This window comes from Nakamurella sp. PAMC28650, from assembly GCF_014303395.1.
Taxonomy (GTDB): domain Bacteria; phylum Actinomycetota; class Actinomycetes; order Mycobacteriales; family Nakamurellaceae; genus Nakamurella.
Genome location: NZ_CP060298.1, coordinates 1,768,838 through 1,791,147 on the forward strand (window position 1 = coordinate 1,768,838; position 22,310 = coordinate 1,791,147).

Genomic DNA, 22,310 nt, shown 5'->3' on the forward strand with positions numbered 1-22,310 from the left:
CGATGAAGTATTTCCTGTATGTGGTGCGGCGTATGGTCACCCTGATCCCGGTCGGGTTGGGCATCACGCTGCTGGTGTTCCTCCTGCTCAAGATCGTGCCCGGTGACCCGGCCGTCACCCTCCTGGGGACGCACGTCACCGATGCCGGTGTGGCTGCGCTCCACCAGCAACTGGGACTCGACCGTCCGTTGTGGCAGCAGTACCTGACGTTCCTGGGCAAGCTGCTGCACGGTGACCTCGGCGAGTCCTACCAGTACCAGAGCAGCGTCTCGTCGCTGGTACTGCAGAATCTGGTCCCGACCATCTGGCTGATCGTGACGGGCGCGCTGTTCGCCGTGATCATTGCTGTGCCGCTGGCTGTCTGGGCGGCGAGCCACCGAAATGGTGTCAGTGACAACGCCATCCGGACGATCCCGCTGATCGGCCTTGGCATGCCGGCGTTCTGGCTCGGGATCATGCTGGTGCTGCTGTTCTCGCTCAAGGCCGGGGCGTTTCCGGCGTCAGGCTTCGGCGACGGCTTCGCCAACCATGTGAAGTCCATCGTGCTACCCGGCCTGACCGTGGCACTCGCGCTGGTCCCGATCCTAGTCCGGAGTCTGCGCGCGAGCATGACCGATGTGCTGCAGAGCGACTACATCACCACGGCAAGGGCGAAAGGACTCGGCGGCGCCCGCGTCGTCTTCGGTCACGCCCTCCGCAACGCAGCCATCTCCTCCATCACCGTGCTGGGCGTGAACGTCGCGTATCTGGTGGGCTCGACCCTGGTGGTGGAGAAGGTCTTCGCCCTGAACGGGATTGGATACCTGATGATCAATGCGATCTTCAACCGGGATTTCCCGATCGTGCAGGGCATCACCCTGGTGTTCGCGGTGATGGTGGTCCTGGTGAACCTGCTGACCGATATGACGCACGCCGCTTTCGACCCGAGGGTGCGGCTCGCATGACGGCCCTCGTCGCCAAGGGCACCACCGTGAGCCGGCGCAAGAAGCGACGGCGGCAGCGCAACGTTCCTCTGGTGGCGGGGTTGAGCCTGCTGCTGCTGATCGTGCTGGCCGCCGTCTTCGCGCCACTGCTGACGCACTGGGACCCGATCCAGCAGGATCTCGTGAACGCCAGGTCCGCCCCGGGAACTCCGGGACACCTGCTGGGCACCGACGCCCTCGGGCGAGATGTGCTGTCCAGATTGCTCTACGGCGCCCGAGTCGATCTCCAGGTCGGCGTCCTGGCCGTGATCAGCCCGTTCATCATCGGGACCGCCCTCGGTCTGATGGCGGGGTGGTTCGGCGGATGGATCGACATGCTGATCATGAGAATCGTCGACGTCGTGATCGCATTCCCGTTCTTCGTGCTCATCATCGCCGTCGTGTTCGCCCTCGGCGCCGGGACAGGCAGCGTCTACCTCGCCATCACGCTGGTCGGCTGGGTGGCGTACTGCCGGATCGTCCGCGGCGAGGTCCTGGTGGCCAAGGAGCAGGAATACGCACTGGCGGCCCGCGCCAGCGGTCTGCCCACCTGGCGCATCCTGTTCCGGCACCTGCTGCCGAATGTGGTGCTGCAGGCCATCATCTACTCGATGAGTGACATCGTGCTGACCATTCTGGCCATCGTCACGCTCGGGTATCTGGGGCTCGGTGTCCCGCCGCCCACACCGGACTGGGGATCGATGATCTCGGACGGTCAGCAGTTCCTGCTGACCCAGTGGTACCTGGCCACCATTCCCGGATTGGCCGTCGTGCTCACCGGATTCGCCCTGGCCCTGGTGGCCGACGGTCTCGTCGAGAGGTTCGGTCGTCGATGACGCCGTTGATGGAGGTCCGCGACCTGCACGTGGAGATCCCCCTGCCACACGGCAATCTGCAGGCGATCCGCGGCCTCTCGCTCCAGGTGGATCCCGGCGAGGCGATCGGTGTCGTCGGTGAATCAGGCTCGGGCAAGAGCATCACCCTGCGGGCGCTGCTCGGTCTGCTGCCGCAGCCGGCCAGGGTGACCGGCGGATCGATCCTGCTCGACGGGGTCGACGTCACCGGTATGCCCACCGCACGGAGGCAGAAACTGCTCACCGACGCGGTCAGCATGGTGTTCCAGGACTCGCTGACCGCGCTCAACCCGGTGATGAGGGTCGGCGAGCAGATCGCCGAGGTCCCGCGCCGGAAACTCGGGATGTCCAGTACTGCAGCGCATTCGCGGGCCGTGGACCTGATGGAGCAGGTGGGCATTCCCGACCCCGAGCGCCGTTACCGCGCCTATCCGCACGAATTGTCCGGTGGCATGCGTCAGCGCATCTGCATCGCGATCGCGCTGTCGACCGATCCGCGTCTGATCCTGGCCGACGAGCCCACCACTGCCTTGGACGTCACCATCCAGGCGCAGGTGCTCGAGGTGATCGAGACGCTGCGGCGCGAGCGGAAACTCGGTCTGGTCTTCGTCAGCCACGACCTCGCCGTCGTCAGCCAGACCTGCTCGAGGGTCTACGTGATGTACGCGGGACGGGTCGTCGAGTCCGGAGACATCCGGACGATCCTGCACGATTCGCGCCACCCGTACACCTACGCGCTGCTCCGTTCGGTCCCGGATCCAGACGCTCCGGTCCACCGGCTGACCACCATCCCGGGGCAGCCGCCGGACCTGACCGCGACGGTCGACGGATGTTCGTTCGCGCCGCGCTGTCCCTATGCCGCTGCGCAGTGCACCACGCAGGATCCACCCCTGGTTCCGGTGCGGCGCGGTGACTCGCACGTGACGGCCTGCCTGCGGTGGGAGACCGCCGAGCACTGGCCGCAGTGGTCCGGTACGTCCGAGCACGTCGAACTCGGGCAACCCCTGTCGGAGGCGAAAGCATGACCACCCGGATGGAGGCGACCGAGCCGCTCGCCGGTGCGGGCCGCGAGGTCCTCGCGCTGGAAGGACTGGTCCAGCATTTCACCACCGGCCGCTCCTGGACGGATCGCCTGACCAGGACCGCACCGCACGTCGTCAAGGCGGTGGATGGGGTCGATCTGACCCTGGCCGCCGGCGAGACCCTCGGCCTGGTCGGAGAATCCGGCTGTGGGAAGTCGACCCTGAGTCGATGCGTGATGGGCCTGTACCAACCGACCGCCGGCACGATTCGCTACGCGGGGCAGAAGATCGACGGTCTGCCGACCCGGGCCCAGCGTCGTACCGTCCAGATGGTCTTCCAGGATCCGTACAGCTCGCTGAACCCGCGGATGACGGTCGGGCAGACGATCGCGGAGTTGTTGCGCTACCACAAGATCGTTCCGCGCGACCGGGTCGCCGCCCGGTGCCTGGAGTTGATGGACCTCGTCGGGCTGCCGCCGGAGGCGCTGGGACGCACGCCCCGCCAGTTCAGTGGCGGACAACGCCAGCGGATCGGGATCGCGCGGGCCCTTGCCCTCGAGCCGACGGTCCTGATCGCCGATGAACCTGTGTCGGCGCTGGACGTCTCGGTGCAGGCGACCATCATCAACCTGCTGCTGGATCTGAAGCAGACTCTCGGGCTGTCGATGGTGTTCGTCTCGCACAACATGGCGGTGATCCGCCAGGTCAGCGATCGCATCGCGGTGATGTACCGGGGCAAGATCGTGGAAACCGGGTCGACGGCGGACGTCTTCGATGATCCCCGGCATCCCTACACCCAGCTGCTGCTGAGCTCGGTGCCACGGATGCTGGCGCCGGTGTCCTTGATGCCGATCGGCACCGCGGACCCTCTTGCGGTGGTGGACGGTGAGCCGGACGCCGACGAATCGCCCTACGCCGCTCACGTCATCGAGGGCGAGGGCAGTGGCTGCCGCTTCCGTCCGCGGTGCCCGGTGGCGATCGCTGCCTGCTCGAAGGAGCCGGAGTTGCTACCGGTCCCGACGGCTGGGCGCGGCTCGTCCGACCGGCTGGCGGTCGTCCGGTCGGAGGTCGCCCGGTCGGCGGCGTGCTGGCACGTCGAAGACCGTACCCGGTCCGCCGGCGGCGGCAGATCCAAGCGTGCAGGATTCGATGGGGGCAACGTGTTCGACGGCGACCACGGTGCCGAAAGCGATGCAGCCGAGGTGAAGTCATGACGGAACCGGTGGTGATCGGGAGCGAGCGGAGCGAGGTCGGGCTGCCCGCCGCGATGGAGATCCTGCTGTCCGGCGGATCCGCACTGGATGCGGTCGAGACGGCTCTGCGCCGCTGCGAGGACAACCTCGAGGATCACTACGTCGGCACCGGGGGCCTGCCCAATGCGCGCGGCGAGGTCGAGCTCGATGCCTCGATCATGATCGGGTCGAGTAGGGCCTTCGGCGCCGTCGCAGCGTTGAAGGGCTACCCGAACCCGATCTCGGTGGCGCGCGCCGTGCTCGAGAAGCTGCCCCAGCACGCACTTCTGGTGGGCGAGGGAGCGGCATTTTTCGCGCAGGAGTGTGGTTTCGCCACCGCTGATCTGTTGACCGACGAGGCGCGACGGCTGTGGCGCGAGGCCCTGGGTCCCAGCGTGGAATCCGTCGAAGGGGAGAACACCGCCGCCGGCGCCGGCGATGAAGCCTACCGGGCCGCGTCGCTGGAACTGGTCCGCCGGCTCGCTCCGCACGACGGGCCATGGGGAACCATCAACGTTCTCGCACTGGACCGCTCCGGAGAGTTGGTGGTCGGGGTGTCGACCAGCGGCTACCCCTACAAGTACCCCGGGCGGGTGGGTGATTCGGCCATCGCCGGTGCCGGCAACTACTGCGACCTCCGCTACGGCGGCGCCGCGTGCACCGGCCGCGGAGAACTGAGCATGCGGGCGATCGGAGCGCGCGCTGTGGTGGAACGCCTGGCCCTGGGCGATGATCCGGAAAGCGCCTGCGCGGCCATGCTGACCGACGCGGCGACGTTGCCCGACGAGTTTCGCGCCGAGTTGCGCACGCTCGCCCTCACTTTCGACGGGCGCCACGGTGGGGCCGCCGGGCAGGTCGGGTCGGTCTACGCCCTGATGACCGCGACCAGTGCCGAACCGGAATTTCGAGCAAGGAGAGTGGTGTGAAGGTCTTCATTTCCTCTGACTTCGAGGGGACCGCGGGGGTGGTCGACTGGAATCAGTGCCTGCTCGGTGAACCCGAATACGAGTACTACCGGACGCTCCTGCAGGGCGAGGTCAACGCAGCCATCGAAGGCGCTGAAGCCGCCGGCGCCGAGGAGTTCCTGGTCAACGACTCGCACTCCAAGATGCAGAATCTCCGACCGGACACCCTGGCCGGTAATGCGCGCTACCTCTCGGGGCGGCACAAGCCGCTGTACATGATGCAGGGTCTGGACAGCACTTTCGACGCGATCTTCTTCGTTTCCTACCATGGCTCGATGTCGAGCCCGGCCCCGCTGTCGCACACCTACAACCCCCGGGCGATCGCCGAGGTGAAGCTCAACGGCGTGGTGGTCGGCGAGTCCGGGATCAACGCCCTGGTCGCGCTCGGCCACGGAGTGCCGATCGTGTTGATCACGGGCGACGACATCACGGCGCAGGAGGCCGCGAAAGTCAGTCCGGGTGTCCATCAGGCGGTGGTCAAGACGGCGATCTCGCGGTTTGCCGCGGACAGCCTGCACCCGGCCGCCGCACGCCAGGAGATTCGTTCGAAGGCCGAGGCCGCCATCCGGTCGCTGGCCGAGGCCGCGCCACCGGACATCACCCTGCCCGCCACCCTGGAGATCACCTACCGCAATCCGGATCTGGCCGAGATGGCCACCTGGATCAGCGGTGTCGAGCGACGCGGGAACACCACGGCGACGATCACGGACGACGACCCGATCCGGTTGTTCCGCACCTTCATCAACACCGTGCTGCTCACCCGCGAGATCGCCGAGTAGCGGTGATCGATTCCGCGTGAGAATCATCGATCTGCGTACGGTGCCGGTGCGGGCCGGGTTCTTCGTCGACGACCAGGCCGCCATCACGGCCGGGGCCGCCCGCGACGGTTTCGGGTACCGCGGAGAACCGGTGACACCAGGATTCAGCGCCATTCGTCAGGCGGGGGAGGCTCTTTCGGTCCTGTTGTTCCTCGACGACGGTTCGATCGCCCACGGGGACTGCGCCGTGTCGCAGTACAGCGGAGCAGGTGGCCGTGACCCGGTCTTCGGGTCCGTGTCGGCAGCGCGGGACATTGAGGAGTACCTGGCCCCGCTGCTGATCGGAGCGGAACTGACCTCGTTCCGGGAGATGGCCGGAGCGATCGATCGCACCCGGACACCCACCGGTACCTTGCACACGGCGATCCGCTACGGCGTCACCCAGGCCCTGCTCGACGCGGTCGCCCACCGGAACCGGCTCACGATGGCCGAGGTCATCTGCGCCGAATACGGAACCGGCGTCGAATTGGCGCCGATACCGATGTTCGCGCAGACCGGCGACGATCGGTATCTCAACGCCGAGAGGATGATCCTGAAGCTCGTGGACGTGTTGCCGCACGGTCTCATCAACGACGTGAAGACCAAACTCGGTCCGGCCGGCGAATTGCTCGAGGAATACCTGACGTGGCTGGTACGCAGGATCGGGGAGCTGAGGCCGTCGCCGGACTACCAGCCGCAACTCCACTTCGACACCTACGGCACCATCGGTGCCGCGTTCGGCGGAAGCGTTCCCGCGGTGGCGCGTTACCTCGCGGGGCTGGGCAGACTGGCTGCGCCGTACCAGCTCACCATCGAGCATCCCATCGACGCGGGAGGCAGGGACGCGCAGGTCGAGACCTACGTCAGATTGAAGGCGGAGCTGGTCCGGCTCGGCTCGCAGGTACGGATAGCGGTCGACGAGTGGTGCAACACCCTGGCGGACATCGAGTTGTTCGTGCAGCGGCGCGCGGCCGACGTCATCCACGTGAAGACGCCCGACCTGGGCGGTGTCGACCAGAGCATCGAAGCGCTGCTGCTCGTTCGTCGGCACGGTCTCGTCGCCTACTGCGGCGGCACCTGCACCGAGACCGAACGGTCCGCGCAGATCACCGCGCACGTGGCGATGGCCTGCGGGGCGGGCCAGATCCTGGCGAAGCCGGGAATGGGCGTCGACGAGGGTCTGATGATCGTCGGCAACGAGATGGCGCGGGTGATGGCAGTGGTCGACAGGCGCAGGGCGATGGCGGAAGGTACGGAGATGACGATCAGGTCCAACCCGGAACTGGCTCGGCTGAGTGCGGAGTTCTTCCAGGTCCAGCACACCGGAGATCCGTTCAACGCGACGCAGCTGGGCGTGATCGGTTTCGACGGTCTGGTCCCCGATCCGAGCCGGGAGGGATCGGCTGCCTTCATCGCCAGGATTGCAGATATCGAGAAACGTCTGGAGGCCATTGATCTCGGCACCCTGGATGCGGCGGACCGGATCAATGCCGCGGTGCTGTCAAGACTCGCGTGGGGTGCGCGTTCTGATCTGGAACATTGCCTCTGGGAGACCAGTGCGTCGGCCGACGCCTACTCCTCACCGCAGGCGATGATGTTCATGTCGGTCCCCACCGCCTCGGTCGGGGACGAGAGGGCCGCCGAGCAGTACGTGAACCGGTTGGCCGGTCTGCCGGTCTTCCTGGATGCGATCGCCACGCGCTATCGGGTGGCCGCCGCAGAGGGCCGACTGCCGACCAGGGTCGGTGTCGGTCAGGCCATCGACCAATTGACCGGCCACCTCGCGCTGGACGCCGAACAGGACACCCTACTGGGCCCGTTGCGTGCCGGTGGCGCCGCTTTCGAGGCCTTTCGTCAGCGCGCGAGCGACATCCTCCAGGGTGCGGTCCGACCTGCGCTCCGGCGGTTGCTGGACTGTCTGGAGAACGAGATGCTGCCGGTGGCGCGCGCCGACGACCGGGTCGGGATCCGGTTCGTGCCCGGGGGCGAGCAGGGCTATCGGGCCGCCATCCGCCGACACACGACCACCGACCTGACGCCCGAGGACATCCATCAGATCGGACTGGACTGCATCGCAGATCTGCGCAGGGAGTGGGAGGTGCTGGGGGCCAGAGTCCTGGGTACCGATGTGCTTCCGGAAATCTTCGCTCGCCTGCGCAATGATCCGTCCTTGCGATTCGAGCATCGCGCCCAGATCGTCACGACCGTCGCAGATGCCCTCGGGCGGGCCGAAGCCGTTCGTGATCGATGGTTCCCTCCGTTCGACATCGCCGACTGCGTCATCGAGGAGATCAACCCGATCGAGGCCGGGAATGCTGCGATGGCGTACTACCGTCCGCCATCGGGCGACGGTTCCCGTCCCGGTGCGCACTGCGTCCTGACGGACCGGCCGGAGGATCGATTCGTCTACGAGTACGAGGCTCTGGCATTCCACGAGAGCACCCCGGGCCACCACCTGCAGATCGCTTCGGCGCAGACCTTGACCGAGTTGCCGGACTTCCGCCGTTTCCTGGACGCCGAGGTCTGTGGGTACGTGGAGGGCTGGGGCCTCTACAGCGAACGGCTGGCTGACGAGATGGGTCTCTACACCTCGGATCTGGCCCGTCTCGGCATGTTGTCGTTCGACGCCCTGCGGGCCTGCCGCCTGGTCGTCGATACCGGGATGCACCACCTCGGTTGGTCGAGAGCTCAGGCTGTGCAGTACATGTGGGAGAACACGGCGACGACGGCCGCCAATGTCCGCAACGAGATCGACCGCTACATCTCCTGGCCGGGGCAGGCCCTGGCCTACATGATCGGTCGGCGGGAGATCACCCGGTTGCGCGCGGTGGCGCAGGAGCGGCTCGGCTCCGAATTCGACGTCCGCTCGTTCCACGGTGCCGTGCTCGGAAACGGGGCCGTACCGCTGGACGTGCTGGAGCAGATCATCCTGGACTGGATCGACTCCAGCCTCTCCCATTCCCATTCCCATTCGAAGGAGTGAACAAATGTTTCTCGTAACTGGTCAGGTCTCACCGCGGTGAAATAGACTGTCATTCATTGGGCGAATAGACCGGAGAATGTCGATCTATGTGGGGTGAGCCGTGTCGGCGTGTCGCCGAACAATGGTGTTGTCTGATGCGATAATAATGGAATGACGCAGCCGACGTACGCCGAACTGGTGGAACTGATCGTCGAAATGCGCACCGAACTGAACATCCTCCGCGCCGAGAATGCGGCATTAAAGGTGCGGGTCGCGGACCTGGAAGCACGGTTGCGGACCAACTCGCAGAACTCCTCGAAGCCACCATCGGCGGACGGACCCGGCAAGGCGAAGACCAGGTCGCTGCGCACGCCGTCCACACGCAAGCCCGGCGGACAGGACGGGCACCGCGGGCAGACTTCAGCCCAGGTCGCCGACCCGGATGTGGTGATCCGCCACGAACCGAGCTGGCGCACTGGCTGCGGATCGGATCTGGCCGATGCGACCGAGGTTGGCTGCTCACGCCGGCAGGTCTTCGACATCCCGCCGATCAAAGTGCACGTCACCGAACATCAGATCATCAGCCGCCGCTGCCACTGCGGGAAGACCTCGACCGGCGACACACCCGCCCAGGCGGGCGGACCCGTGCAGTACGGGCCGGTGATGTGCGCGGTCGTCATCTATCTGTTCATGGGGCAGTTCCTGTCCAAGAAGCGGACCGCCCAGGCCATCAGCGAACTGTTCGGCATTCCTGTCTCTGATGGCACCGTCGCCGCGGTGACCAGTCGCGCCGCCGGTGACCTGGGCGAATTTTTGGCCCAGGTCACCGCCCGCTTGAAATCCTCTCCGGTGGTGCACTTTGATGAGACCGGGCTGCGCTGCGAAGGTCGCAACCACTGGCTGCACTCCGCGTCCACCCCGGCCTTCACCAGACTGTTCTTCCACCGCAGACGCGGTACCGAAGCGATGGCCAAGATGAACATCCTGCCCGGCTTCACCGGCACCGCCGTCCACGACGCGTGGGCACCGTATGACACCTACACCGCCGCGCGGCATGCGCTGTGCAATGCGCATCTGCTCCGCGAGCTACAGGCCGTCACCGACCACCACCACGCCAGCAACACAGACCTGCCCGGCGCCTGGTGCTGGGCGCAGCAAGTCCGCGACGCGCTGCTCACCCTGCACAAAGCGGCCGCCGCCCACCCCGACACCCAGGGCCCCGGCAAAGTCGGGTTGACAATTCTTGAGCTGCGGCGATGGGTTGCGACACGCCGGGAGGGGCGGTTTGCGGGTGGGCGTGGCCCACGGTGATGATCATGAAGGTTCTTGAGGCCACTCACTCACAGCCAAGGACCACGCCCGATGTCATCATCACCCAGGTATACCGTCGTTGACCAATTCGACGAAGATGAGTTCCCCGACATCCCCACGGCGCCGGCGGCGTTGCTCCGAGCCCTGCGATCGGTTCCCGACCCCCGCAGCGCGCGCGGCCGCCGGCACGGCTTGTCCACCATTTTGGCGGTGGCCGCGTGCGCGGTGATCGCCGGTGCCCGCTCCTTCGTCGCCATCGCCGAATGGGCCGCCGACACCGCACCAGCAGTATTGGCCAAACTTGGCGTATCCAGTGAGAGACCCTGCGAGTCGACGATCCGGCGAACCCTGAACAGGATCAACGCCGACGGTTTGGATGTCATCGTCGGGACCTGGGCCGCTGTGGTCGCCACCGCGTCGAAAACATTTCAAGTGATCGCAGTCGACGGCAAATCGGTCCGGGGATCCGCCGTGGCCGGCGGCCGGTGCCGACATCTGCTCTCAGCGCTCACTCACACCGCAGGCCTGGTCCTGGGGCAGTTGGACGTCGATGTCAAAACCAACGAGATCCCCATGTTCGCCGAGCTTTTAGACAACATCGAGTTGCTCGGTGCGTTGGTCACCGCCGATGCGATGCACTGCCAGAAAATCCATGCCAAGTATCTCGTGGAGCAACGCGGAGCGCATTACCTGCTCACCGTGAAAGGTAACCAACCGACGCTGCGGCGGCGACTGGCCCAACTCCCATGGAACGACGTCGACGTCACCGACACCCAGAAGGACCGCGGACACGGACGGATCGAGAAACGAACCCTCAAAGTCGTCACCATCGCCGCGGGAATTCTGTTTCCGCACGCCGCCCAGGCGATTCAGGTGAGCAGAAAAGTCCGGTCGATCCGATCCAAGAAGTGGCATACCGAGACCGTCTACGCGGTCACCGACCTGCACCCGACCCAGGCGTCCGCCGCGCAGCTGGGCACCTGGCTCCGAGGACACTGGTCGATTGAAAACCGTTTGCACTGGGTCCGGGACGTCACCTTCGGTGAAGACCTGTCCCAGGCCCGCACCGGCAACGGACCCCAGGTCATGGCCACACTACGAAACCTGGCCATCGGACTTCTTCGACTGGACGGAGCCCGCAACATCGCAGAAGCCGTCCGACATCACGCCCGAGACCCCCACCGACCACTCAAACTCGTGCTGACCAGCTAAAACAGCCCGACATGAGCGATCTGCGACTTTGCCGGGGCCCTACCCCGACACCCCCGTCGACCAGGCGGTCATCGCCGCCGAAACCGTCAAGATCCGGCACGCCCTCCTCGCCGCCACCCACCCCGACGGCGCCATCGGCCGCAAACACCGAGCACTGGCCCGCCGCATCCACCGCAGAGAAGTCGACTACCTCAAATTCGCCTCCGACCCGGCGATCCCGTTCACCAACAACCCCGCCGAACAAGAGATCCGCATGACCAAGATCCGACAGAAAATATCGGGCACCATGCGCACCGAAAAAGGAGCCGGACACTTCGCGGACCTCCGCTCCTACCTACAAACGACCGCAAAACACGGCGTACCAGCCCTGGCCGCCCTCACCCAGCTGACCAGCAGGAACCCCTGGCTACCCGCCCACACCTGACCAGTTACTGTTTCTCAACATCAACGGGGCCAGTCTGAACGTCGAGGTGCTGGGCGCAGAAGGAGCGCCCGTGCTGATCGCGCACCACGGTGGCGGGGGGATCGGCGCGCTGTCCGAGCCCAGAGCAACGTTCGGTCCGCTGGCGGATCTGTTCCGGGTGATCGTCTTCGACGCTCGCGGGTGCGGGCTCAGCGAGGCGGTCCCGCCGTATTCCCATGCGCAGTGGGCGGCGGACGTCGACGCGTTGCGGGAATGGGCGGGAGTGGAGCAGATCGTAGTGGCCGGCGGCTCCTACGGCGGATTCATCGCGATGGAATATGCGATCGCCTTTCCCGAGCGGGTGCGGGCGATGATCCTCCGTGACACCTCTGCGGACCGGACGAATCTCGATATCGCGAAGGACAATGCCCGTTCGCAGACCAGGGTGGAGCTGAACTGGGAGAATTTCGACCGCTACTGGAGCGGGAACATCCGCGATGACGCCGATCTCAAAGCCTGCTGGGCGGAACTGATTCCGCTCTACGACTTCGAGTACGACCCGGTGGCGTCTGCCGCCAGGGTCGATGCCGGCATCTACCGTCACGAGTCGCACAACTGGTGTTTTCAGCACAACGTGCCGATCTATGACCTCAAGCCCCGGCTCGGGACCATCACCTGCCCGACCCTGGTCACGGTGGGCCGGGCCGACTGGGTGACGCCGGTTTCCTCCTCGGAGACCATCGCACGGCTGATCCCGCACGCGGAGTTGGTGGTGTTCGAGAAGTCCGGGCACTCACCCCAGTACGAGGAGGCCGACCTCTTCCAGCAGACGATGCGCGAGTTCCTGGGCCGGGTGATGAAGTAGCGCGCGCATCGAGCGGTGATCTATGGGCATTTTGTGGGTGATTTGCCCGTTTTTCCTCACCGATCGACGAGGGGGCGGGGATCAGAGGGACCGGTGATGCACCTGATCGCCGGTCGCGACGATGATGTCCGAGACCAGCGCGGGCGGGAAGAGACCGTGTTCGACAAGTCCTGCGGTGCGGCTGAGAAGTCCGGCGGCGGCCTCGATGTCGTCGAGTGACCCGTGGTAGTCGGCGATCACGCCACCGTCAGGACTCCGGGGGACATCGCGCAGGCGAATCGGAGCCAGGCGTCGCATGGTGGAGGCCAGGCCGAACTCGAGCAGCTCGACCGGGACCGGAGCGTGCAGTGCAACAACGGGTTTCGAGGAATCGGCGATGATGACGAACCGGTCGGAGGTGGCCGCGACGATCTTCTCGCGGGTGTGCGCCGCTCCGCCGCCCTTGATCAGCCATCCGTCCGGAGTGATCTGGTCGGCACCGTCGATGGCGATGTCGAAGTGTTCGATGGCGCCGAACGGCTCGACGCGCAATCCCAGGCTCCGGGCTGCCGCCTCGGTTCGCTTCGAGGTGGCCACGCACCGCAACGTCAGCCCGCGCGCGGCCAGCGCCGGCAACAGGAAGGCGACCGTCGACCCGGTGCCCAACCCGACCACCATCCCGTCCTCGACCAGTCGGGCCGATGCCGCGGCGGCGAGGTTCTTCTCCGGGCCCAGCGATCGGACTGGCTCGGATCGGACTGGCCCGGATCGGACTGGCCCGGATCGGACTGGTGGGCGGATCCGGTGGTCATCGCTGGGCTCTCCCGTGGTGATCGAGTGCGGTCGGATTGCGGCTCGGGGAGAGAGTAGCGGGGTCGCACCGGCGGTCGTTTCCGAGCCCCGCATGGATCAACTTCGCCTGTTTGGGACTGGAGTGACAGGAGTCGTCACTTTCGTCCATGCGTGGGAAGTTGATCCACGCCAACCCGGGGCCCGCTCAGTCCTGGGTGAGCTTTGCGGTCGAGCCCCGGACGATCAGGCCGGTGGCCAGTTCGACGTGGTGGGACTCGACGGTCTCGCCGGCCGCCAGGCGCAGCACCGTGCGCAGCGCGACCCCACCGATCTCCCGGAGCGGTTGACGAACCGTCGTCAGCGGCGGCGAGGCCATCCTGGCCAGTTGGGTGTCGTCGAATCCCACCACGCTGAGGTCCCGCGGCACGCTCAATCCCCGGATCCTGGCCGCCTCGATGACGCCCAGCGCGATCTCGTCGCAACCCGCGAAGATGGCGGTCGGCCGCTGCGGGAGGTCCAGCATCGCGGCGCCCATGGCCACCCCGGTGTCGTAGTCGAAGAGGCCGCTCGCGACGTAACCGGGCAGGATGGGCGCGCCGGCGCCCTCCATCGCGGCCCGGTAGCCGTGGACCCTGGCCTGGTTGCAGGCGGCCGTCTCCTTGTCCCCGATGTAGCAGATCCGGCGGTGTCCCAGACCCAGCAGGTGTTGTGTCGCAGTCAGTCCGCCGGCGAAATTCGTCGACCCGACACTCGTCACCCTGGCCCGCGGCATGTTCATCGGGTCGACGACGACGAGCGCGATCTTGGCGCGGCTCAACGCGTTGAGGTGCTCTGCGGTCAACTCGCTCGTGACGGCGACGACGCCCCGACGACCGGACGTGGCCAGAGCGCGCGCCCAGACCGCCGGTCGCTCCCCGGGTCGGTTGCCGGCGTCGCCGACGCGGGTGCTGACGACGATCGACACCCCCGCGTGTGCGCCGGCGTCGATGACCCCCTGGACCACCTCGGACGAATAGGCGCGGAGCGCTCCGTCGACCTCGACCTCGACGGTCGGGTGGCCGGCGGTTTCGGTGCGGGGCGGGCTGGAACGGACGTAGTCGTGCTGCTGCAACACTTCCTGGACGATGATGCGGGTTGCGGCCGCCACATCCCGTCGGCCGTTGAGTACCTTGCTGACGGTGGCGACGGACACTCCGGCGGAGGCGGCGACGGTCGCCAGGGTCGGCCGCGCCTGCTTCTCCGGGGACCCGGCCACTGTCGCGCTTCCCTTCGCCTAAGCCGGCACGACGACAGGACGGACGTCCACCGGGGTGACCATGACGCGATCGTGGCCGACCGTCCGCAGCGGCCCGGTCAGGCTGAACCGGCCACGGCACCGAATGTCCGATGCGGACAAACCGACCAGCACGTCGACGATACCGGGCTCCACCACCCGCGTGAGGTCGCGGCCCGTGAACGCCGTGCGATCGGCGTGGACGTGGAACGTCACCTCGGCAGCCCCTCCGGCCGGGGCGGCTGCGCGGGCGAATCCGACCAGTTGCCGGACCGGCCTCGCGACCTGTGCCACGGCGTCGTGCAGGTAGAGCTGGACGACCTCGTCCCCGTTCCTGGAACCGGTGTTCCTGACCCGGACCATGACCGTCAGCGCTCCGTCCGTCGGGATCTCGGTGTGGCTGATCCTCAGCTCCTCCACCTCGAAGGTCGTGTACGACCGGCCGTGCCCGAAGGCGAACAACGGCGTGGGATCCAGGTTGCTGGTGCCGAAGTGCTCCACGCCCAGCGGGGGTTGGAGATAGGTACCGGGTTGCCCGCCGGGGATGCGCGGGATCTGCACGGGAAGCCGCCCACCCGGCTGGATCCGGCCGGAAAGGACGCCCGCGATCGCTGCGCCGCCCTCCTCGCCGGGCATGAACGCCTGGATCAGTCCCGCCGCCCCGGCGTGGATCCCACCCAGCGCGTACGGCCGTCCGGACACGACGACCACCACGACGGGCGTTCCGGTCGCGATCAGTGCCGCGATCAGATCCGCCTGCACCCCGGGCAGTTGCAGGTCTTCGGCGTCGCACCCCTCGCCGGAGGTACCGAGACCGAACAGCCCGGCCAGATCGCCGACGAACGCGACGCAGACGTCGGCCGCGCCCGCGGCCGACGCGGCGTCGGAGAACCCGGACCGGTCGTCGCCCTGGACCGCGCACCCGTTGGCGTAGGTGACCTCCGCGTCGGGGAGTTCGGCCCGCAGGGCCTGCACCGCCGACAGCACCTGGACGCCCAGCCCCCGTTCGGGGTAGCGGGGAAGAACGTGATTGGGAAAGGCATAGCAGCCCATGAAGGTTCGCGGATCGTCCGCGCACGGACCGACGACCGCGACACGGTGCAGGACGGGTCGGTTCCGGCCCAGCAGGGGCAGGGCCGTTCCGGGGTCGAGGAGGATGACCGATCGCTCGGCCAGTTCGCGCGCGATCGCCCGGTTCGACGGTGAGTCGAGGTCCCGATCGGCGGCACCGGAGACCGAGGCCTCCGGGGTCCACCCCTCGTCGAGCAGACCCAATTCGATCTTCTGGCCCAGCAGCCGTCCGGCGGCCCGGTCGACGAGCGCTTCCGGAACCTCTCCGCGGCGCACCCGCTCGACCAGATGGGTTCCGAAGCCGAGGGTGTCGGGCAGTTCGACATCCATGCCCGCCTGCAGGGCCAGCACACCGGCGTCCTCGGCGTTCGCGGCCAGGTGGTGCATCGTCGCCAGGAACGGGACCGCCCAGTAGTCCGAGACGACGGTCCCGGTGAAGCCCCATTCGCCGCGCAGCACATCGGTGAGCAACCACGGATCTGCGCCGGCCGGGACCCCGTCGACGTCGGAGTAGGAGTTCATCACCGAACGGGCCCCGCCCAGCGACACCGCCATCTCGAACGGCGGCAGGACGACGTCGAGCAGTTCACGCCGGCCCATCGAGACCGGGCCGTGGTTGCGGCCGGCGCGCGATGCCGAGTACCCGGCGAAGTGTTTCAGGGTGGCGATCACGCCGGCACTCTCCAGGCCCCGTACGTAGGCGGAGCCGAGCATGGACACCAGATAGGGGTCTTCGCCCATCGTCTCCTCGACACGCCCCCAGCGGTAGTCGCGGACGACATCCAGCACAGGCGAGAGCCCCTGGTGCACACCGGCTGCCGCCAGATCCTGACCGATCGCGGCGGCCATCCGCTGCACCAGGTCGGCGTCGAAGGTCGCCCCCCAGGCGATGGCCGCCGGGTAGACGGTCGCCCCGAAGGTGGTGAACCCGGTCAGGCACTCCTCGTGGACGAGTGCCGGAATGCCCAGACGCGAACCGGCGAGCACCACCCGCTGCTGGCGGACGACCTCGGCGGCTCCTTCGGCAAGCGTGACCGGCACGCTGCCGAAGACACGGGTGAGGTGACCGAGGCCGTGGGCGCTCGCATCCTCGAGGGCCACCGAGCCGGACGCGGCGAACACGTCCTGCAGGGGGGCCACGTTGAAGGTGGTTCCAGGATCCGCGGCATCCGGGGGCAACATGTCGTTGCCCGCCCACCGACTGCCCAGCTGGGCGACCTTCTCCTCGAGGGTCATCGCGCGGAGGAGCTCCTCGACGCGGCGGGCCGTGGACAGCGTCGAATCCCGCCACGTCGGCGTCAACTGCTCGCGGCCCGGGATGGACAGGGTTGTCATCAGCTCTCCTCGTCGGTTGGCCGGCTCGTTCAGCGTCGAAACAGTCGAAACATCCGGCGGTCAACCATAGCGGCTCTCGAAAACTTTCGAAACGTCCGTTCTGCCCGGCCCGACACCAAATGCCATCTGGTCAGCGATGAAACCGTTACGACGACCGGCCGCGCCGACAGCATTCTCCGAAAACAGAATCTCTTGACACCGCGTTCCCCGAAATCTAGTGTTCCCTTTGCGATCAACGCAGACCGCCGCGGCGAGGCCTTGGCCCCCGTCCGAGCAGGGAGATCACCCATGGATTCGAACACCACGTCCCGCCGCAGTTTCCTCGGGCTCGCGATGGCTGCGGGCGCCGGAGGGCTCCTGACGGCCTGCGGCGGAACCTCGGGCCCGTCCACGGCCGCCGGTACCAGTGGATCCGCTGCCGCCGGCGGCTCGGCTGCGGCCGGCGCCACCGGGAGCGCGAGCTACTGGTTCCTGACCGGCCAACCCGGCGAAGGGATCCGCACCAACACGGTCAAGCGATTCAACGCCGCCAATCCCGGCACGCAGATCCAGTCGACCACCTTCCAGAACGACGCCTACAAGACGAAGATCAAGACCGCCATCGGTGCCGGCCAGGCGCCGACCGTCATCTGGGGCTGGGGTGGTGGCGGCCTGAAGAGCTACGTGGACGCGAACCAGGTGGAAGACCTCACCAGTTGGTTCGCCGCCAATCCGGCCGTCAAGAGCAGGCTCTTCCCCTCCTCGTTCGGCGCAGCCACCGTCGGCGGCAAGATCTATGCGCTGCCCTGCGAGACCGTCCAGCCAATCGTTCTCTACTACAACAAGACGCTGTTCGACAAGATCGGTGCCAAGCCGCCGCAGTCCTGGGGCGACATCATGGATCTGGTGCCCAAGTTCAACGCCAAGGGAATTGCGCCGTTCTCGCTCGGAGGCCAATCGCGCTGGACCAACATGATGTGGCTGGAGTTCCTGTTCGACCGCATCGGCGGCGGGGAGGTCTTCCAGGCGGTCTTCGCCGGCGAGAAGAACGCCTGGTCCAATCCATTGGCGATCAAGGCCCTCACCCAGATGCAGACGCTGGTCAAGGCCAACGGCTTCATCAAGGGCTTCTCGTCGATCACCGCCGATTCCAACGCCGACCAGGCGCTGCTCTACACGGGCAAGGCCGCCATGATGCTGCACGGTTCGTGGACCTACGGGAGCATGGCCACCGACGGCGGCGATTTCGTCTCGGGTGGTCACCTCGGATACATGAACTTCCCGCCGGTGGACGGCGGCAAGGGTGACCCGACCGATACGGTCGGCAACCCCGGTCAGTACCTGTCGATCTCGTCGAAGGCCACCGACGAGCAGAAGACCATCGCCAAGAACTTCTTCTCGACCGCCGTGCTGTCCGACGCCGAGAACAAGGAATGGGTCGCATCCGGTTCGATACCGATCGTGAACGGGACCGACAAACTGCTCAGCGGATCCAAGGACGCCGAGTGGCTCAAATTCATCTACGGAGTCTCCAGCGGCGCCAAGACCTTCGCCCAATCCTGGGACCAGGCGCTCAGCCCGACCGCGGCCGAGACGCTGCTGGACAACATTGCCAAGCTCTTCCAGTTGTCGGTCTCGCCGCAGCAGTTCGCCGACAACCTGAACAAGGTCATCGGCACGTGAGCACGCTCGCGCGGTCGGCTCCGCGCGAGGTCACCCCGGAACGTCGACGGGGTCGGCGCCGGACGGGCAGCACCGGTTCGGTCGCGTGGATGGCCATTCCGGCCCTGGTCGTCTTCGCCGCTTTCGGTCTCGTCCCGTTGGTCGGTGTCCTGGGTCTGAGCTTCACGCAGTGGGACGGGATCGGAGCGATCCACCCTGACGGCCTGGACAGCTGGCGTACCGTGCTGTCCGATCCCGGCCTTCCGCACGCCCTGTTCGTGACCTTCCTGATCATGGTGCTGTCCTGGGCCGTCCAAACCCCCGCGAGCATTCTCATCGGTGTGTTCCTGGCCGGCCGTGAACGTTATCGGGCGGTGCTGGCGGTGATGTTCTTCATCCCCGTCCTGCTGAGTTCCGCTGCGATCGCCATCACCTTCAAAGCGCTGCTCGATCCCAACTTCGGCCTGGGCGCGGGACTGCACATCGGATTCCTCACCCAGGACTGGCTCGGCGTCGACAAATTGGCCGTCGGTGTCATCATCTTCGTCGTGTCGTGGCAGTTCATCCCCTTCCATTCGCTGATCTACCAGGGCGCGGTGCGACAGATCCCACGGTCGATGTACGAGTCGTCCGAGATCGAGGGAGCAGGACGGATACGACAGTTCTGGAGCATCACGCTGCCGCAGCTGAAGTACACGATCATCACCTCGTCCACATTGATGGTGGTCGGCTCGCTGACGTTCTTCGACCTGATCTTCGTGTTGACCGCCGGGGGCCCCGGTGACGCCACCCGTGTTCTCGCGCTGGACATGTACTCGACCGGCTTCCAGGCCAACCTGATGGGCCCGGCCAGTGCCATTGCGGTGATCCTCGTCCTCGTCGGTCTGGCCCTGGCGCTGCTGCTGCGCCGGATCGGCGGCGGTACGGCGGCCGTGAGTCAACTGGACGGTGTCTGAGATGGCCGCCACTCTGACCACCTCCGTCGACCGCGAGCGGGAGGTCCCTTCCAGGATCCGCCGGAATCAACGCAGGCACGGGCGAAACTGGCTCGGTGGAACCGCGGGCTGGATCTGGCTGGTCGTCGTGATCCTGCCGATCTACTGGATCGTGGTCACCAGCCTGAAGACGCAGGCGAATTACTATGCGACGAACCCGTTGGCACTGCCGACGTCTCCGACCCTGTCCAACTACACCCTGGTGATCAGGTCGGATTTCGCGACCTACTTCGTCAACAGCGTGATCGTCACGCTGGGCACGATCCTTCCCACCCTGCTGGTCTCGTTCATGGCCGCCTTCGCGATCGTGAGGGGAAACAGCCGGTTCCTGCGGTCGATCAACTGGCTGTTCCTGATGGGTCTGGCGATACCGTTGCAGGCCACCATCATTCCGGTCTATCTGATCATCATCAAGCTGAAGCTGTACGACAGCCTGCTGGCGATCATCCTGCCGTCCATCGCCTTCTCGATCCCGCTCTCGGTGCTGGTCCTGTCGAATTTCATCCGGGACGTCCCGAAGGAGCTCTTCGAATCCATGCGGGTCGATGGTGCCAGCGAATGGACCACGCTGTACCGGCTGGCCCTGCCGCTGACCCGGCCGGCGTTGGTGACGGTGGCCATCTACAACGGTCTCGGGGTCTGGAACGGCTTTCTGCTCCCGTTGATCCTCACCCAGAGCCCGAGTAAACGTACGCTGCCACTGGGCTTGTGGACGTTCCAGGGTCAGTACGGCGTCAACGTCCCGGCCATCCTGGCCTCGGTCGTGCTGACCACCCTGCCCATCCTGGTGCTCTATGCCATCGGACGGCGACAGCTGCTGAGCGGCCTGACCGCCGGCTTCAGCAAATAGCGAGGGGAAGAGCGTGTCCGTCAGCAAGAATGCCCTGGTGGTTCGTGGTGGCTGGGACGGCCACCAACCGGTGGAGGCCACCGATCTGTTCATCCCGTATCTACGTGCGTCCGGGTACGACGTCCGGATCGAGGATTCGCCGAAGATCTACGCCGACGCGGACTACCTGGCCGGGGTCGACCTGATCATGCAGTGCATGACGATGTCCACCATCGAGCCGGCCGAGCTTGCCGGTCTGCGCGCCGCCGTCGAGGCCGGTACCGGTCTGGCCGGGTGGCACGGCGGTATCGCGGACTCCTACCGGAACAGTTCGGACTACCTCCACCTGATCGGCGGGCAGTTCGCCTGCCATCCGGGTCGACATCCGGACGAGCGGACGGGTGAGCAGTCGGACAACTACGTGCCGTACACGGTCACCATGTCGGCGGCGGCCTCGGCCCATCCGATCACCATCGGCATTCCTGACTTCCCGCTGGTGACGGAGCAGTACTGGGTGCTGTGCGACTCCTACGTCGACGTCCTGGCCACGACCACCCAACAGGTTCGTGCGTGGGACCCATGGACCAGACCGGTGGTGTCGCCGGCGATCTGGACCAGGCAATGGGGTCAGGGCCGGATCTTCGTCACCACCGCCGGCCACCGTGTCGACATCCTGCAGAATTCCAACGTGAAGGCGATCATCGAAAGAGGACTGCTGTGGGCGAGCCGCTGAAAGTCGGCATCGTCGGCCTCGGCACCATCAGCGCCCAGTACCTCGGGACGCTCGACCGGCTCGGATCGGTCGCCCTGGTCGCCGTCGCGGACCTGAACCCCGAGCTGGGGGCCGGTGTCGCAGACCGACGGATCGGCGTCCGGGCATGCAGCGTGGGTGAGCTGCTGGCTGCCGACGACATCGACCTGGTGCTGAACCTGACCATCCCTGCCGCCCACGCCGACATCGCACTCCAGGCGATCAGCGCGGGCAAGAGCGTCTACGGGGAGAAGCCCCTCGCGCTGAACACCCTGCAGGGCAGGGAGATCCTCGGAGCTGCGTCCGCGGCGGGCGTGATGATCGGCTGCGCTCCGGACACCGTCCTGGGTACCGGGATCCAGACCGCCCGCAAGGTCATCGACGACGACCTGATCGGCCGTCCCATCGCCGCGACCGCCACCATGGTCACCCCCGGGCACGAACGATGGCATCCCCACCCGGATTTCTACTACCAGCCCGGCGGGGGGCCACTGCTGGACATGGGCCCCTACTACCTCAGTGCGCTCGTCACGCTGCTCGGTCCGGTCACCCACGTGGTGGGAGCGTCGAGCCGGACGCGAGCCACCCGGACCATCGGCTCCGGTCCGCGTCGGGGTGAAGTCGTACCGGTCGACACCGATACCCACATCACGGGTGTGCTGACCCACGCCGGCGGTGCGCTCTCGACCGTCGTGATGAGCTTCGATGCGGTGGCCACCCGCTCGGCGAACATCGAGATCCACGGCGAATCGGGCTCTCTCATCGTCCCCGACCCCAATCATTTCGAGGGCGATGTGCAGATCCGGACGCTGGGCAGCACGAGCTGGACCACCGTTCCGGTGTCGGCCGGGTATCTGGATGCGAGCCGGGGGATCGGCATCGCCGATCTGGCCTCCACGCCGGACGGAGGTTCGCCCAGAGCGGGCGGTGCCCTCGCCTACCACGTGCTGGACGTCATGGAGAGTCTGCTGCGCTCGGCGCAGACGGGACGGGCCAACCCGGTGGGCAGTACCGTCGATCGTCCGACTGCGGTTCCGCTGCAGGGTATGTCCTGACCCG

The 22,310-nt window shown here is 66.6% G+C and carries 19 protein-coding genes; 16 read left to right on the forward strand and 3 right to left on the reverse strand.

All coding sequences use genetic code 11. The features are described from left to right. The first annotated feature begins 2 nt into the window (after positions 1 to 2). The 11 genes from H7F38_RS08020 to H7F38_RS08070 all read left to right on the forward strand — a co-directional run bounded on the left by H7F38_RS08020 (position 3) and on the right by H7F38_RS08070 (position 12,585). Positions 3 to 944, forward strand: a complete 942-nt coding sequence (locus H7F38_RS08020) for an ABC transporter permease (RefSeq protein WP_187093628.1) — start codon at positions 3 to 5, stop codon at positions 942 to 944. Beyond that, complete coding sequence (locus tag H7F38_RS08025) at positions 941 to 1,798, forward strand: ABC transporter permease (protein WP_187093629.1); 858 nt, start codon at positions 941 to 943, stop codon at positions 1,796 to 1,798. The genes H7F38_RS08020 and H7F38_RS08025 overlap by 4 nt, the downstream gene beginning before the upstream one ends. Beyond that, positions 1,795 to 2,841, forward strand: a complete 1,047-nt coding sequence (locus H7F38_RS08030) for an ABC transporter ATP-binding protein (protein ID WP_222618528.1) — start codon at positions 1,795 to 1,797, stop codon at positions 2,839 to 2,841. The genes H7F38_RS08025 and H7F38_RS08030 overlap by 4 nt, the downstream gene beginning before the upstream one ends. Then, positions 2,838 to 4,052: an ABC transporter ATP-binding protein gene (locus H7F38_RS08035; RefSeq protein WP_222618529.1), complete on the forward strand. Its 1,215-nt coding sequence runs from the start codon at positions 2,838 to 2,840 to the stop codon at positions 4,050 to 4,052. The genes H7F38_RS08030 and H7F38_RS08035 overlap by 4 nt, the downstream gene beginning before the upstream one ends. Next, the gene (locus H7F38_RS08040) at positions 4,049 to 4,996 is read left to right on the forward strand and encodes a N(4)-(beta-N-acetylglucosaminyl)-L-asparaginase (RefSeq protein WP_187093630.1); all 948 of its coding nucleotides are present in this window, start codon (positions 4,049 to 4,051) and stop codon (positions 4,994 to 4,996) included. Before H7F38_RS08035 ends, H7F38_RS08040 begins: the two co-directional genes overlap by 4 nt. Further along, a complete protein-coding gene (locus H7F38_RS08045; protein WP_187093631.1) occupies positions 4,993 to 5,814 on the forward strand; it encodes a M55 family metallopeptidase in 822 nt (273 codons plus the stop codon). The genes H7F38_RS08040 and H7F38_RS08045 overlap by 4 nt, the downstream gene beginning before the upstream one ends. Before the next feature lie 16 nt (positions 5,815 to 5,830). Beyond that, positions 5,831 to 8,815 (forward strand): methylaspartate ammonia-lyase, encoded by a 2,985-nt coding sequence (locus H7F38_RS08050; RefSeq protein WP_187093632.1) that lies wholly within the window; start codon positions 5,831 to 5,833, stop codon positions 8,813 to 8,815. Positions 8,816 to 8,965: 150 nt separating this feature from the next. Further along, on the forward strand, positions 8,966 to 10,105 hold the full coding sequence (locus H7F38_RS08055; RefSeq protein ID WP_187093633.1) for an IS66 family transposase: 1,140 nt from the start codon (positions 8,966 to 8,968) through the stop codon (positions 10,103 to 10,105). A 51-nt stretch (positions 10,106 to 10,156) separates the two neighbouring features. Further along, positions 10,157 to 11,317, forward strand: a complete 1,161-nt coding sequence (locus tag H7F38_RS08060; protein ID WP_222618137.1) for an ISAs1 family transposase — start codon at positions 10,157 to 10,159, stop codon at positions 11,315 to 11,317. A gap of 28 nt (positions 11,318 to 11,345) precedes the next feature. After that, the gene (locus H7F38_RS08065) at positions 11,346 to 11,741 is read left to right on the forward strand and encodes a transposase (protein WP_187093634.1); all 396 of its coding nucleotides are present in this window, start codon (positions 11,346 to 11,348) and stop codon (positions 11,739 to 11,741) included. Positions 11,742 to 11,811: 70 nt separating this feature from the next. Next, complete coding sequence (locus H7F38_RS08070; RefSeq protein WP_222618530.1) at positions 11,812 to 12,585, forward strand: alpha/beta fold hydrolase; 774 nt, start codon at positions 11,812 to 11,814, stop codon at positions 12,583 to 12,585. A gap of 81 nt (positions 12,586 to 12,666) precedes the next feature. On the opposite strand, the gene rpiA is transcribed toward H7F38_RS08070, so the two are convergent. From rpiA to H7F38_RS08085, 3 genes are all read right to left on the reverse strand, one after another. Beyond that, complete coding sequence (rpiA, locus tag H7F38_RS08075) at positions 12,667 to 13,242, reverse strand: ribose 5-phosphate isomerase A (protein WP_370531305.1); 576 nt, start codon at positions 13,240 to 13,242, stop codon at positions 12,667 to 12,669. A gap of 319 nt (positions 13,243 to 13,561) precedes the next feature. After that, entirely contained in the window at positions 13,562 to 14,611 is a 1,050-nt protein-coding gene (locus tag H7F38_RS08080) for a LacI family DNA-binding transcriptional regulator (protein WP_222618531.1), read from the reverse strand. Positions 14,612 to 14,629: 18 nt separating this feature from the next. Beyond that, positions 14,630 to 17,035 carry a beta-glucosidase gene (locus H7F38_RS08085; RefSeq protein WP_187093636.1) on the reverse strand — a complete coding sequence of 802 codons (2,406 nt, stop codon included), beginning with the start codon at positions 17,033 to 17,035 and terminating at the stop codon, positions 14,630 to 14,632. A 288-nt stretch (positions 17,036 to 17,323) separates the two neighbouring features. Here H7F38_RS08085 and H7F38_RS08090 point away from each other — a divergent pair, with 288 nt between their 5' ends. From H7F38_RS08090 to H7F38_RS08110, 5 genes are all read left to right on the forward strand, one after another. Further along, positions 17,324 to 18,697, forward strand: a complete 1,374-nt coding sequence (locus H7F38_RS08090; protein ID WP_187093637.1) for an extracellular solute-binding protein — start codon at positions 17,324 to 17,326, stop codon at positions 18,695 to 18,697. A gap of 89 nt (positions 18,698 to 18,786) precedes the next feature. Next, on the forward strand, positions 18,787 to 19,632 hold the full coding sequence (locus H7F38_RS08095; RefSeq protein WP_187094553.1) for a carbohydrate ABC transporter permease: 846 nt from the start codon (positions 18,787 to 18,789) through the stop codon (positions 19,630 to 19,632). 1 nt (position 19,633) lies between these two features. Further along, positions 19,634 to 20,521 (forward strand): carbohydrate ABC transporter permease, encoded by an 888-nt coding sequence (locus tag H7F38_RS08100; protein WP_187093638.1) that lies wholly within the window; start codon positions 19,634 to 19,636, stop codon positions 20,519 to 20,521. Between the two features lie 13 nt (positions 20,522 to 20,534). Continuing rightward, positions 20,535 to 21,233, forward strand: a complete 699-nt coding sequence (locus H7F38_RS08105) for a ThuA domain-containing protein (RefSeq protein WP_187093639.1) — start codon at positions 20,535 to 20,537, stop codon at positions 21,231 to 21,233. Next, complete coding sequence (locus tag H7F38_RS08110; RefSeq protein WP_222618533.1) at positions 21,218 to 22,306, forward strand: Gfo/Idh/MocA family protein; 1,089 nt, start codon at positions 21,218 to 21,220, stop codon at positions 22,304 to 22,306. Before H7F38_RS08105 ends, H7F38_RS08110 begins: the two co-directional genes overlap by 16 nt. The last annotated feature ends 4 nt before the right edge of the window (positions 22,307 to 22,310 follow it).

What these genes read in the sequence shown, in the direction of transcription:
- H7F38_RS08020 (WP_187093628.1), top strand. Translation starts at nt 3, where the DNA reads ATGAAGTATTTCCTGTATGTGGTGCGGCGTATGGTCACCCTGATCCCG.
- H7F38_RS08025 (WP_187093629.1), top strand. Translation starts at nt 941, where the DNA reads ATGACGGCCCTCGTCGCCAAGGGCACCACCGTGAGCCGGCGCAAGAAG.
- H7F38_RS08030 (WP_222618528.1), top strand. Translation starts at nt 1,795, where the DNA reads ATGACGCCGTTGATGGAGGTCCGCGACCTGCACGTGGAGATCCCCCTG.
- H7F38_RS08035 (WP_222618529.1), top strand. Translation starts at nt 2,838, where the DNA reads ATGACCACCCGGATGGAGGCGACCGAGCCGCTCGCCGGTGCGGGCCGC.
- H7F38_RS08040 (WP_187093630.1), top strand. Translation starts at nt 4,049, where the DNA reads ATGACGGAACCGGTGGTGATCGGGAGCGAGCGGAGCGAGGTCGGGCTG.
- H7F38_RS08055 (WP_187093633.1), top strand. Translation starts at nt 8,966, where the DNA reads ATGACGCAGCCGACGTACGCCGAACTGGTGGAACTGATCGTCGAAATG.
- H7F38_RS08060 (WP_222618137.1), top strand. Translation starts at nt 10,157, where the DNA reads ATGTCATCATCACCCAGGTATACCGTCGTTGACCAATTCGACGAAGAT.
- rpiA (WP_370531305.1), bottom strand. Translation starts at nt 13,242, where the DNA reads ATGGTGGTCGGGTTGGGCACCGGGTCGACGGTCGCCTTCCTGTTGCCG.
- H7F38_RS08085 (WP_187093636.1), bottom strand. Translation starts at nt 17,035, where the DNA reads ATGACAACCCTGTCCATCCCGGGCCGCGAGCAGTTGACGCCGACGTGG.
- H7F38_RS08090 (WP_187093637.1), top strand. Translation starts at nt 17,324, where the DNA reads ATGGATTCGAACACCACGTCCCGCCGCAGTTTCCTCGGGCTCGCGATG.
- H7F38_RS08095 (WP_187094553.1), top strand. Translation starts at nt 18,787, where the DNA reads ATGGCCATTCCGGCCCTGGTCGTCTTCGCCGCTTTCGGTCTCGTCCCG.
- H7F38_RS08100 (WP_187093638.1), top strand. Translation starts at nt 19,634, where the DNA reads ATGGCCGCCACTCTGACCACCTCCGTCGACCGCGAGCGGGAGGTCCCT.